The 12,591-nt window shown below is 62.4% G+C and carries 13 protein-coding genes; 5 read left to right on the top strand and 8 right to left on the bottom strand.

Annotation, left to right across the window (positions count from 1 at the left end; all coding sequences use genetic code 11):
* The first annotated feature begins 8 nt into the window (after window positions 1-8).
* Window positions 9-1,124, top strand: coding sequence for an alanine dehydrogenase (gene ald, locus AC04SH_RS00300; protein WP_488573501.1), 1,116 nt, complete (start codon window positions 9-11; stop codon window positions 1,122-1,124).
* Between the two features lie 84 nt (window positions 1,125-1,208).
* Window positions 1,209-1,802 (top strand): outer membrane protein, encoded by a 594-nt coding sequence (locus tag AC04SH_RS00295; protein ID WP_488573500.1) that lies wholly within the window; start codon window positions 1,209-1,211, stop codon window positions 1,800-1,802.
* Here AC04SH_RS00295 and AC04SH_RS00290 read toward each other — a convergent pair.
* From AC04SH_RS00290 to AC04SH_RS00260, 7 genes are all read right to left on the bottom strand, one after another.
* The gene (locus tag AC04SH_RS00290) at window positions 1,799-1,954 is read right to left on the bottom strand and encodes a hypothetical protein (protein ID WP_488573499.1); all 156 of its coding nucleotides are present in this window, start codon (window positions 1,952-1,954) and stop codon (window positions 1,799-1,801) included. The genes AC04SH_RS00295 and AC04SH_RS00290 overlap by 4 nt on opposite strands.
* Before the next feature lie 267 nt (window positions 1,955-2,221).
* Entirely contained in the window at window positions 2,222-2,689 is a 468-nt protein-coding gene (locus AC04SH_RS00285) for a DUF1203 domain-containing protein (RefSeq protein WP_488573498.1), read from the bottom strand.
* A gap of 145 nt (window positions 2,690-2,834) precedes the next feature.
* Window positions 2,835-3,404: an OmpA family protein gene (locus AC04SH_RS00280; RefSeq protein WP_477238145.1), complete on the bottom strand. Its 570-nt coding sequence runs from the start codon at window positions 3,402-3,404 to the stop codon at window positions 2,835-2,837.
* A gap of 95 nt (window positions 3,405-3,499) precedes the next feature.
* Entirely contained in the window at window positions 3,500-4,063 is a 564-nt protein-coding gene (locus tag AC04SH_RS00275) for a GNAT family N-acetyltransferase (protein ID WP_488573497.1), read from the bottom strand.
* 5 nt (window positions 4,064-4,068) lie between these two features.
* Window positions 4,069-4,920 (bottom strand): 3-mercaptopyruvate sulfurtransferase, encoded by an 852-nt coding sequence (gene sseA / locus AC04SH_RS00270; RefSeq protein WP_488573496.1) that lies wholly within the window; start codon window positions 4,918-4,920, stop codon window positions 4,069-4,071.
* A gap of 40 nt (window positions 4,921-4,960) precedes the next feature.
* Window positions 4,961-5,704 carry an alanyl-tRNA editing protein gene (locus AC04SH_RS00265; protein ID WP_488573495.1) on the bottom strand — a complete coding sequence of 248 codons (744 nt, stop codon included), beginning with the start codon at window positions 5,702-5,704 and terminating at the stop codon, window positions 4,961-4,963.
* Window positions 5,704-6,738 (bottom strand): cysteine synthase A, encoded by a 1,035-nt coding sequence (locus AC04SH_RS00260; protein ID WP_488573494.1) that lies wholly within the window; start codon window positions 6,736-6,738, stop codon window positions 5,704-5,706. Before AC04SH_RS00260 ends, AC04SH_RS00265 begins: the two co-directional genes overlap by 1 nt.
* Window positions 6,739-6,954: 216 nt before the next feature.
* On the opposite strand from AC04SH_RS00260, the gene AC04SH_RS00255 reads away from it, so the two are divergent.
* Window positions 6,955-7,776 carry an SDR family oxidoreductase gene (locus AC04SH_RS00255; RefSeq protein ID WP_488573493.1) on the top strand — a complete coding sequence of 274 codons (822 nt, stop codon included), beginning with the start codon at window positions 6,955-6,957 and terminating at the stop codon, window positions 7,774-7,776.
* Window positions 7,777-7,947: 171 nt separating this feature from the next.
* Window positions 7,948-8,922, top strand: coding sequence for an alpha/beta hydrolase (locus AC04SH_RS00250; RefSeq protein ID WP_488573492.1), 975 nt, complete (start codon window positions 7,948-7,950; stop codon window positions 8,920-8,922).
* 97 nt (window positions 8,923-9,019) lie between these two features.
* Here the strand turns inward: AC04SH_RS00250 and AC04SH_RS00245 are convergent, their stop codons facing one another.
* Window positions 9,020-10,456, bottom strand: coding sequence for a DEAD/DEAH box helicase (locus AC04SH_RS00245; protein WP_488573491.1), 1,437 nt, complete (start codon window positions 10,454-10,456; stop codon window positions 9,020-9,022).
* Between the two features lie 390 nt (window positions 10,457-10,846).
* Between AC04SH_RS00245 and AC04SH_RS00240 the strand changes: the two genes are divergently transcribed.
* On the top strand, window positions 10,847-12,379 hold the full coding sequence (locus tag AC04SH_RS00240; RefSeq protein WP_488573490.1) for an acyl-CoA carboxylase subunit beta: 1,533 nt from the start codon (window positions 10,847-10,849) through the stop codon (window positions 12,377-12,379).
* Window positions 12,380-12,591 lie beyond the last annotated feature (212 nt).

Here is a 12,591-nt window from a genome sequence, read left to right as displayed (position 1 = left end):
AGAAGACAATGCGCGTCGGTTGCCCCAAGGAAATCAAGAACCACGAATACCGCGTCGGCCTGACGCCGGGCTCGGTCCGCGAATATGTCGCGCATGGCCATGAGGTGCTGGTCGAAACCGGCGCCGGTGCCGGCATCGGCGCCGATGACAATGCCTATCGCACCGCCGGCGCCACCATTGCCAAGACCGCCGCAGATGTGTTCGCCAAGTCGGACATGATCGTCAAGGTCAAGGAGCCGCAGCCCAATGAATGGGTGCAGCTGCGCGATGGCCAGATCCTCTACACCTATCTGCACCTGGCTCCGGATCCGGAGCAGACCAAGGGCCTGCTCGCCTCCGGCGTCACGGCAATCGCCTATGAGACCGTGACCGACGACCGCGGCGGCCTGCCGCTCTTGGCGCCGATGTCGGAAGTCGCCGGCCGCCTGTCGATCCAGGCCGGCGCCACAGCGCTGCAGAAAGCCAATGGCGGCCGCGGCGTGCTGCTCGGCGGCGTGCCCGGCGTGCTGCCCGGCAAAGTCACTGTGCTCGGCGGCGGCGTCGTCGGCCTGCATGCGGCCCGCATGGCCGCCGGCCTTGGCGCCGACGTCACCATCATCGACCGCTCGATCCCGCGCCTGCGCCAACTCGACGACCTCTTTGCCGGCCGCGTCCACACCCGCTACTCCACCGTCGAGGCGCTGGAAGAAGAATGCTTCTCCGCCGACATCGTCATCGGCGCCGTGCTCATCCCGGGCGCGGCGGCACCCAAGCTGGTGACCCGCGAAATGCTATCGGGTATGAAGAAGGGCTCGGTGCTGGTCGACGTCGCCATCGACCAGGGCGGCTGCTTCGAGACCTCGCACGCCACCACCCATGCCGAGCCGACCTATGAAGTCGACGGTGTCATCCACTACTGCGTCGCCAACATGCCCGGCGCTGTGCCGGTCACCTCAGCGCATGCGCTCAACAACGCGACGTTGCATTACGGCCTGCAGCTCGCCGACAAGGGCCTGAAGGCGCTGGTCGACGATCATCATTTGCGCAACGGGCTCAATGTCCACAAGGGCAAGATCACCAATCGCGCCGTCGCCGATGCGCTCGGCTACGAGCTGGTCGAACCGAAGGCGGTTCTGGCCGCCTGATTTCACCAAAAAAGAGTTCCTCCTGCCTCGCCCGCCGGTTCGCTCCGGCGGGTTTTTTCTTGGCAATTCAAGCAGTTCTATCCGATGGAGAATGGCGGTGGCGCCTCGTTTGCTGCTCCGACCTACAACTGGACCGGCTTCTATGTCGGCGGCGCGCTTGGCGCTGGCACGGTTGTGCATGACATAACGCTGTTTGATACCCTCGAGGTGGACGGCATTGGCGGCGAAGGCGTGTTCGGCGAAGCAAGCGTCGGCTACGATCATGATTTCGGCAGCTGGGTTGCCGGCGTTGAATTGGACGCCCGTTACTCCGGCATCCGTTCCAAGCTGGACATTCCTGGTGGATCGGTCAAAGGCGATGCCGACTATGGTTTCGATGCCCTGGCCCGCGTCGGCGCCAAGGTCAACGAATCGACCCTGGCCTATGTCATCGGCGGTTACAGCTGGCAGCATTTCGACCTGCATGCCTCCTCGCCGGTTGGAGACATTGTCGACTGGGGTTCGATCGGCTTCTCGATCGGTGGCGGCCTCGAAACGGCCGTTTCCAGCAACATGACGCTAGGTCTCGAATACCGCTATTTGCAGTATGAGAAAGAGGATCTCGGTTCGGACGGCCTCATCACCGACGAACCTTCATTCCAGACCGTTCGCATCGGTATGAAGTATAAGTTCAACTAAAAAGCAGCATCGGCAACGGTCAAAAGCCCGTCGGTCAATTTCGGTGGGCTTTTTTTGCATCGAACAAAGCAGACAACAAAAAAGCGGAGCCAAAGCCCCGCTTCCTCAGTCGTCGAGATTCCCGCCGGTTCATCCGCGGTCGGCAAATCCATCGACATCTCCCTATTAGCGTATGAATACGACGGGAGTGCGACAACTCTCAACCGGTGCCGCCATGTTCCGACGATCGCTGGGCGCTGTGTGAAGTGCTTCACATCAGGCAATCGAAAAACCTGCGCAGACAGATATCGCCAACTTGACGGCCCCAGCCGCCTCCCGAACGCCTGATGTCTCCTATGCAGGCCTCTTCGGCGGCAGCATCCGTCACACGGCTCCCAACTGCCCGCCAGACGACCGGCGGGCATTTTTTTGCGTCGCCGTCACGCGCGCTCGATGCGGCACTGATAGCAATTGTTGCGCGCAGAGCGGACATGGACATAGGCGATGTCGTCGCGCTCGAACAATGTCTCGGCCCGCGCCGCTATGGCGCCCGTCGGGATGACGCCGCCACTGCCATAGACGATGCGGTCATCGGCTCCATAGCTGCGCACGATATAGTCGCTGCTCTCGAGCATGTCCGGAAGCGCTTCGGTTTCAGCTGCACGTGCGCATTCCTGCGCATGCAGGAAGATCGGTCCGGTCTCGGCGTAGGGCTGCAACGCAGGAAACGGCCGGTAGGCCAGGATCAGATAGCCATCGCCTTCGGCCACATTTCTCAGGCAATGCCGGCAAGGCACGCCGTCGCCATCGGAAATCCTGCGTTCGGGCGTCTGCCCATAGGCGTCCGGACCGCCGCGCTGCAGCGCTCTGACGTCTTCTGTCGGCAAGGCTTTGAACTGAACGGTCATGGCTTAATCTCCGGTGTCTTTGGCCTGAGAATATGCCGCCACGCAGGTGCCTCCCACCCGATTCCTGCCAAGTCTGTGAAGCCGCCAGCAGCCCGGCCATTTCAGGCCGGACTACAGAAAACATTGCTCCAGAAACCTGTCCTGGTCAGCGGATGAAATCGTCGAAGCGGCGCAGCGTCACGCGGCGGTTGCGCCAGTTTTCGTCCTGGGTCTGCACCAGCAGGAATTCCTCGCCATAGCCGACGGTTTCCAGCGCATAGCCCGGCACGCCGAATTCGCGCACCAGCGTGCGCTTCAGCGAGGCAGCGCGTTGCTCCGACAGGACCTGGTTCGACTGGAAGGAGCCAACCGCATCGGTGTGGCCTTCGATCAGCACGCGGGCGCGGGGATCGCGGCGCAGGATGCGCTCCAGCGCGTCGGCGATGTTCTCGATCTTGCCGTATTGCGAACTGGAAATGGCCGCCGAGCCAAAGGCGAAATTGATCGACTGGATGTCGATCGAGCGCGCTTGGCGCCTTAGATCCGGCCGCCGCTTGAATTCGCGGATGGTGACGCGCTGGTTGGGGCGCAGTTTCACCCGGGGCGCCGCGTCGAGCTGTCGCTCGATCGTTGCCGCCGACGGCGTGGTTGCCTGTGCGGCGGCCAAGGTCGGCCCAAGGGTCGGCAGTGCAAATGCAGCAATCAGCGCCGCGGCAAATGTACGTCGGCTCAGCATATCTTTCTCCTCGGCAATGGTCGCGTCAGTGTTGACGCCACCATGGCAAAGGCAGTCTGAAGCGCCGATGAACGGCTGGTTCAGCTTCGGAGAGATTAGGGACGCATGACGCTGGCCGAGCGCTCGGCAAAAGGCAGCGGATGCACGGTCTCCTTTTTTTGCGCCACCGGCGCAAAGCCGAGCTTCTGGTAGAGCGGCAAGGCGGCCGGATGGTCGAGCGTACAGGTCTGCACCGTCACCCGTTTCGGCCCGTAGGACCAGGCGGCGGCGATCGCCGCGCCCAGGAACCAGCGGCCGATACCTTGCCCGGTCGCATGCTCCATCATGCCGAAATAAGCGAGCTCGACCTCTTCCGGCAGATGCGGCTTGAGGTCGAAGAACCCCGCCGGCGCGCCGTCGAGATAAAGCACCCTGATGTCGCGGTCCTCGCGGTGAATGCCGGCCGCAAGCTCATCATCATCCAGCCGCAGCACATTGACCCAATGCCATTTGCGCCCCACCCGATCCATCAGATAGCGATAGAAATGCAGCGGAATGTCCTTGGTCCTCAGCAGCGCGATCTGCTTGTTGTAGGGCACAGGCGGCGAATAGGCCGGCGGCACATGCATTTCCAGAAACGTCACCGTAACCTCGATGTCGTCCAGCACCCCGTTTTCCATCACCATCATTCCTTGCCCGTCACCACGGGCGTATCGGCCAACCCGCCCCATTCGGTCCATGAGCCGTCATAGAGCCTGTTGTCGGTGTGGCCAAGCGTCTCCAGCGCCAGTGTCACGACAGCCGCCGTGATGCCGGAGCCGCATGAGGTGACGACAGGCTTCGACAGATCGATGCCGGCATCCTCAACCGCCTTGCGCAGCCTATTCTTCGACAACAGCTCACCGTCTTGCGACAGCGCCGAATAAGGCAGGTTGCGTGCGCCAGGCATGTGTCCGGAGCGGACACCGGCGCGGGGCTCTGGCTCCGTGCCGGTGAAGCGGCCGGCGCCACGGGCGTCCGCAATCTGGCTTTCTTTCGTTTCGACGATGCGGCGCATGTCGGCGAGGCTGGCGACCCGGGCGGCATCGAAATCGGCATGAAACACATTCGGCGCGATCTTCGTCGGTTCCGCCGTCACCGGCCGGCCCGCCGCCTTCCAGCGGTCGAAGCCGCCGTCCAGCACATAGATCTGGAACACGCCCATGACGCGGAACATCCACCAGGCGCGCGGCGCCGAGAAGAAACCTGGACCGTCATAAACAACGATGGTGTCGTCGGCCGAAATGCCCATCGTGCCGACATACTGCGCGAAATGCTCCGGCGACGGCAGCGTGTGCGGCAGCTTGGCATCCGGGTCCGAGGCTGCATCGTGATCGAAGAAGCGCGCGCCCGGAATATGCGCCGCCTCATACTCGGCGCGCGCATCGCGCTTTTGCGCCGGCAGATACCAGGACGCATCGACAATCGTCAGGCCTGGCTCACCAAGACGGCTCTGCAACCAGTCCGCATCGACGGTGAAGGGGCTGTCATCGGCCATTGTTGTTCTCCCGCCGCGCCTTTGCGAGGCATTTTCTGGTTCAAGCTGCCGGCAGCGGGCCGAAGCGAATGCGAAAACGCCGGTTCTCGCGGCCCTTCTTTTCGATCTTGCCGATGTGGATCTCGCCGATCTCGCCGGTGCTTTTGACGTGGGTGCCACCGCAGGGCTGGCTGTCGACCGAAGCGTTGTCGCCGATGCAGACCAGGCGGATTTTGCCAGTGCCGACCGGCGGGCGGACATTCTTCGACTTCACCAGGCCCGGATTGGCCGCCAGTTCCTCGTCGGTGATCAGCCTGATGAAGATCGGATGATCGGCCCGCACCAGCTCCATCAACCCGGCGGTGACATCCTCTTTGGTGAAGCCGGCATCGGGAGCGTCGAAGTCGACACGGCTGTCATCCTCGGAAACCGAAGCACCGGTGATCGGGAACGGACAGACGACGGTGAGCAGGTGGCAGGCGGCATGCATGCGCATAAGCAGATGCCGCCGCTCCCAGTCGATGGCGAGTTTTATCCGTTCGCCAACCTCCGGCACCGGCTGCTCCGGCGCCGGCACATGGATGATCTCGTCCTTGGTCTCGCCGGTGATGGTGGCGGCAATAGCGATGCGGCTGCCGTCGGCGCGCTCTAATGTGCCGGTATCGCCGGGCTGGCCACCCGATGTGGCGTAGAAGATCGTCCGGTCGAGAATGATGCCGCCACGCTCGTTGATCGCGACCACCATGGCTTCGGCCGTCTTCAAATGGGCGTCGTCGCGAAACAGCGCTTCGGTCCTGTGCGCCATCAGGCGACCTTCTCGTAGGGCACCGAAATTGTGCTGCGCTCATCCATCCAGCCCGGCACAGGCAGGTTCTTCTCGCGCAGGAATTCCGGGTTGAACAGCTTCGACTGATAACGCGTGCCATAGTCGGCAAGGATGGTCACGATGGTGTGGCCGGGGCCAAGCTCGCGCGCCAGCCGGATCGCGCCAGCGATATTAATACCGGTCGAGCCGCCAACGCAAAGGCCCTCTTCCTGGATCAGGTCGAAGACGATCGGCAGCGCTTCCTCATCCGGAACCTGGAACGAGAAGTCCGGCGTGAACCCTTCGAGATTGGCGGTGATGCGCCCCTGCCCTATGCCTTCGGTGATCGAACTGCCGACGGACTTCAATTCGCCGCTGGTGTAGTAGGAGTAGAGCGCGGCGCCGAGCGGATCGGCGAGCGCGATCTTGACGTTCTTGCTTTTGGCCTTCAGCCCGAAGGCGACGCCAGCCAGCGTGCCGCCCGAACCCACAGCCGAGACGAAGCCGTCGACCTTGCCGCCGGTCTGCGTCCAGATTTCTTCCGCGGTGGTGCGGATATGGCCGTCGCGATTGGCGACATTGTCGAACTGGTTGGCCCAGATCGCGCCGTTCGGCTCGGAACGCGCCATCTGCTCGGCCAGCCGCCCCGACAGTTTCACATAGTTGTTGGGGTTCTTGTAAGGCACCGCCGGCACCTCGATCAATTCCGCGCCAAGCAGCTTGATCGTGTCTTTCTTCTCCTGGCTCTGCGTGTCGGGAATGACGATCACGGTGCGATAGCCCAGCGCCTTTGCGACGAGCGTCAGGCCGATGCCGGTATTGCCGGCCGTACCTTCGACGATGACGCCGCCAGGCTTCAACAGCCCGCGCTGTTCGGCGTCGCGGATGATGAACAGGCCAGCGCGATCCTTGACCGATTGGCCCGGGTTCATGAACTCGGCCTTGCCCAGAATCTCGCAGCCGGTCAGCTCCGAAGCCTTGTTGAGGCGGATCAGGGGCGTGTTGCCGATCGCTTCGATCACAGAACGGGGCATTCGGGATTCCTTCATGTAGCTGCGGCGAGACCCTAGAAACCCGAAGCTTGCGTTTCAAGGCAAGAATTCGCCTGGTCCAGTCGCATTTCGGGTACTGCAATCTCCTGCCGCCGGATGGCGCGCGATGACGATCATTTCAACCTTGTGCGGAAAAGCACTCTTTTCATTCGATTTTTTCACCGCTAGAGCACTAATGACAGATCGGCAGGGCGCAGAATGACACTTTATCGGGCCAACCCGAAGCACGGCGTCGCCTGGATCACCGGCGGCAGCAGCGGCATCGGCCGTGCTCTGGCCAAGGACCTTGCGGCGAAGGGCTTCGTCGTCGCGGTGAGCGCGCTTGACGAGCATCCGATCGACACGCTCATCGTCGAGACGGCACAGATGCCGGGACGCGTGGTTGCCTATCCCTGCGACGTCACCGACGAGCCGCGCATGGCAAGCACGGTGGCGGCGATCGAGAAGGATCTCGGTCCGATCGTGCTCGCGGTCTTCAACGCCGGCAACTACATCGCCACGCCCGGCGAAGACCTCAGGGTCCGCGACTTTCGCCAATCCTTCGAGGTCAACTATTTCGGCATCATCAATGGTCTCGTCCCGCTGATGGAGCGCATGCGTATCCGCGCGCGCGGCCATATCGTGCTTGTCGGCTCGGTGACCGCCTATTTCGGCTGGCCGACCACGGCGGCCTATGGCGGTTCGAAGGCGGCGATCAACATCCTGGCCGAGTCGCTGAAATACGATTTCGACAAGATGAATGTCCGCGTCCAGGTGATGAATCCGGGATTCATCGACACACCGCTGACCGAAAAGAACATGCTGCCGATGCCGGGACTGATGCCGGTCAACCGTGCCTCGCGGCGCATGCTGCGCGGCATCGAAAAGGGCGGCTTCGAGGTCACCTTCCCGCGCCGGCTGAGTTGGGGGCTGAAGCTGCTGGCGCTGCTGCCGAGGCCGGTCTGCCGCTGGTTCATCAGCACCGCGACCCGCTGGCAGGGGCGGCCACTGAATTTCGATCGCAAGCCGCCGAACGACTAGAGCAATTCCAGGAAAAGTGTGAGCGGTTTTCCGTCCGGAATTGCGTAAAAACAAAGAGCTAGAGCGGTTCACCGTTTCCGTAAAACGGTGAACCGCTCTAGCTGTCCACAGGCCGGCTGTTGCTTGGGTGCAGCGGCCGCCATAGGTTGAGATTGTTGCGTGGAGTCTGCGATGGGGCGACGGATCGTGCTTGCGGTGCTGGGCGTCATCGTCATCCTCATCCTGGCCGTCCTGCTTGGTCCGCGCGTTCCCGTCGAGACCACGATCCATTTCGATCCCAAAGTGATCGGCGATGATCCGCAGGCCTATCTGGCGCGTGAAGAGGCTGCCGTGCCCAACATCCGCGACGGGCTTGAGAAAGAAATCATCTGGGCCGACCCGATGGTTCACGCCAGGACGCCGCTGGCGATCGTCTATATCCACGGGTTTTCGGCATCGAAGGGCGAAGTTCGCCCGCTGGCCGACGAGGTCGCCGACCAGCTCGACGCCAACCTCTTTTACACCCGCCTCACCGGCCATGGGCAGGACGGCGCCGCTATGGCGCAAGGCAGCGTCAATGCCTGGATCAACGACTATGAGGAGGCGCTCGCCATCGGCCGGGCCATCGGCGACGAGGTGATCGTCATCGGCACCTCGACCGGCGGCTCACTGGCGGCATGGGCGGCGACTGAGCCTGGCGCATCTGACGGCGTCGCCGCAATCGCGTTCATCTCGCCGAATTTCGGCGTCAGGGCTTCAGGCGCCGAACTGCTGACCATGCCCTGGGGCAGGCAGATCGCCGAGCTTGTCGGCGGCAAGGAGCGCAGCTTTCCGACCCGCAATGCGCTGCACGAGAAACTCTGGACGCACACCTATCCGATGGCGGCCGTACTGCCGATGGCAGCATTGACCGAGCTTGCCTACGCAGCACCGGTGGAGAAAGCTGATATACCGGCCCTGTTCATCTTCTCGGATTCAGACAGCGTGGTGCGGGAAGACCGCACCCGCGAGATCGCCGGCCGCTGGGGCGCCGCGCACGAACTGGTGCCGGTCGACGACAATGGCGATCCCGACAACCACGTCATTGCCGGCGACGCGCTGTCGCCGTCGACCACAGCATTCCTGGCGCAGCGGATTGTAGTCTGGGTGAAAGCAATTACCCAGTAGCCGCAAAACGAAAAGGACGGCCGGAGCATTGCTCGGGCCGTCCTCATTTCAACAGTCAGCAATCAAGACAGGCGCGACGCGCCTGGCCGATTGTCGATCAGGCAGCCCGCGCCGCGGGCCGCTTGCCGCCGAAGCGACGCTTGTTGTTACCCTTGAAGGGCTTGGCGCCTTCCGGCTTGCGCTCACCTGCACCGGCAAAGGCCGGCTTGTCACCAAAACGCTTCTTGCCGAAGCCGTTGTTCTGGCCACCTGGGCGCCTGCCGTCGCGACGGCCATTGCGGTCGTTGCGATCGTTGGCCGGCTCGAAGCGCTCGTTCTTTTCAGCCGGATTGCGCACCGGATCCGGGCTGCCGAGATGGTCGGCAACGATCGGCAGCTTGCTGCGGATGATGCGCTCGACCTGGCGCAGCTTGCTGTTTTCGGAAGGATCGCAAAGCGTGATTGCAATGCCGTCCATGCCGTTGCGGCCGGTGCGGCCGATGCGGTGGACATAGCTTTCCGCCTCATCCGGCAGGTCGAAATTCACAACATGGCTGATACCGGGAACGTCGATGCCGCGCGCCGCGATGTCGGTCGCCACGAGAATGCGCACCGAGCCCTCGCGGAAATCGTTGAGCGCCTTCTGGCGGGCGTTCTGCGACTTGTTGCCATGGATGACGGCGGCCTTGAAGCCGTCGCGCTCGAGGTCCTTGGTCACCCGGTCGGCACCATGCTTGGTGCGCGAGAAGATGATGACGGACTTCATCGCTTCGTCGGCGAGCATGGTCGACAGAACCTGGCGCTTTTGCTTGGTGCGGGCAAAGACGACGCCTTGCACGATTTCGGCGGCCGCGGTGCTCTGCGGCGCGACTTCGACGCGGATCGGGTTCTTCAACAGGCCCTTCGCCAGCTCGGCGATTTCATTGGGCATGGTGGCCGAGAACAGGACGGTCTGACGGTCGGGCGCGGTCGCCTTGGCGATGCGCTTGACGTCGTTGATGAAGCCCATGTCGAGCATGCGGTCGCCCTCGTCCAGCACCAGCCATTTGGTGTCGGAGAGAATGAGGTCACCCTCGCGCACCAGGTCGGTCAGACGGCCGGGCGTGGCGATCAGGATGTCGACGCCGGGCGCAACCTTCTTCACCTGGCTGAAGCGCGAAACGCCGCCAAGCACAAGCGCGGTCGAGACATGCGCGCCCTTGGCGAGGATCTTGATGGTGTCCTCGATCTGTACGGCGAGCTCGCGCGTCGGCGCCAGGATGAGCGCCCGGGTGGTCTTCGCCCGGCGCTTGGTGCCGAGCGCGATGATCTTCGACAGGATCGGCAGCGCGAAGGCCGCGGTCTTGCCGGAGCCGGTCTGGGCGATGCCGAAGATGTCACGGCCTTCCATCTGCGGCGGGATCGCCTGCGTCTGGATCGGCTTCGGCTCGGTGAAGCCGGCGCCATGCGTCGCCTTGAGCAACGCACCGGTGATTCCAAGGGCTGCGAAACCGGTGAGTTCCGCAGTGTTACCGGCCACAGTGTTGCTACCGGCTGATGTGTTTTCGTTGGTCAAAATAGTCTTCTTTCACGCGGCCTTAGCCGCAAACATCGATGGCGGCAGGGCGCAACCTGCCGTCGAAAAATTTGATATGAAACGACAAGGCGGGCGGACGGTAACGTCCACTCGGCTGCGCTGTCGTGCCCGCAGGCATCATGCCACGGGGCTTTTCCGCCACCTTGCCGTTCAACCGGAAAGAGGGAAAACAGACGCAACCAGTCTCATTTGTCGAGAAGGCCGGAATCTCCCGGCCCAAGCGCCTATGGGCTGCATATGGCTGAGTTCGTCCAGGAATGCAAGGGGCGTCATGTTGCAGTGCAGCAAAATCGAGGGCGAAAGGGGCGCTTGCGCCCGCCTGCAGGCACCATTACCACAAAGACAGCTTCCATTTCTGGGGACCGAGGGATGAAGGACGTGCTGAAGGAACTCGAGCGCCGCCGCGACATCGCCCGCTTGGGCGGCGGCCAGGCCCGCATCGATGCCCAGCACAAGAAGGGCAAGCTCACCGCCCGCGAACGCATGGAGGTGTTTCTCGACGAAGGCTCGTTCGAGGAGTTCGACATGTATGTCGAGCATCGCTCGACCGATTTCGGCATGGAGAAGACCAAGATCGCCGGCGACGGCGTCGTCACCGGCTGGGGCACCGTCAACGGTCGCCCGGTCTATCTCTTCGCCAAGGACTTTACCGTGTTCGGCGGTTCGCTGTCAGAAGCGCATGCCGAGAAGGTCATCAAGGTGCAGGAGATGGCGCTGCGCAACCGAGCGCCGATCATCGGCCTTTATGACGCCGGCGGCGCCCGCATCCAGGAAGGCGTGGCAGCCCTTGGCGGCTATGCCGAGATCTTCCAGCGCAATGTGCTGGCCTCCGGCGTCATTCCGCAGATTTCCGTCATCATGGGCCCATGCGCCGGCGGCGACGTCTATTCGCCCGCCATGACCGACTTCATCTTCATGGTCCGCGACACCTCCTACATGTTCGTCACCGGACCGGATGTGGTGAAGACCGTCACCAACGAGACGGTCACGGCCGAAAGCCTGGGCGGCGCCTCCGTCCACACGACAAAGTCCTCGATCGCCGACGGCGCCTATGACAATGACGTCGAGGCGCTCTTGCAGATGCGCCGGCTGGTCGATCTGCTGCCGGCCTCCAACACGTCGGAGCTTCCCGAGATCGAATGCTACCAGTCGGTCACCGATCATGATCTGTCGCTCGACCGGCTGATCCCCGACAACGCCAACAAACCCTATGATATCAAGGAGCTGATCCTCAAAGTTGCCGATGAAGGCGATTTCTTCGAGATCCAGCAGAACTTTGCCAGGAACATCGTCACCGGCTTCGGCCGCATCGAGGGCCGAACGGTCGGCTTCGTCGCCAACCAGCCGATGGTGCTGGCCGGCGTGCTCGATTCCGACGCCAGCCGCAAGGCGGCGCGCTTCGTGCGCTTCTGCGACTGTTTTTCCATTCCGATCGTCACCTTTGTCGATGTCCCCGGCTTCCTGCCCGGCACCGCGCAGGAATATGGCGGGCTGATCAAGCATGGCGCCAAGCTGCTGTTCGCTTATGCCGAAGCGACCGTGCCGAAAATCACCGTCATCACCCGTAAGGCCTATGGCGGCGCCTATGACGTCATGGCCTCAAAACATCTGCGCGGCGACATGAACTATGCCTGGCCGACGGCGCAGATCGCGGTCATGGGCGCCCGAGGCGCGGTCGAGATCATCTATCGCAAGGATATCGGCGATGCGGAGAAGATCGCAGCGCATACAAAGGCTTACGAGGATCGCTTCCTGTCGCCATTCGTCGCCGCCGAGCGCGGCTATGTCGACGAGGTGATCATGCCGCACTCGACTCGCCGCCGCATTGCCCGCGCGCTCAGGATGCTGCGCAACAAGGACATGCAGAACCCCTGGAAGAAGCACGACAACATCCCGCTGTGAGAGTTGCTCCCGAAGTCTGCCTCTCGGGTGAGCCGTTCTTCGGCCAGTGGTTGTCACCTGTTGCTTAACTATTCTATTTTATCAAAGGTACGCCCTTGTAATTTGCTCACTTCTGTATTGAGATTATTACCTATAATCTATTTGCCAATAAAACTGTAAATGCGACCATCATATTTGTATTTGTCTGTGATCAATTTCACGCTTGCTGGATT

Source organism: Mesorhizobium sp. CNPSo 4688 (genome assembly GCF_057784295.1).
This window is presented reverse-complemented; position numbering and strand designations above follow the sequence as displayed.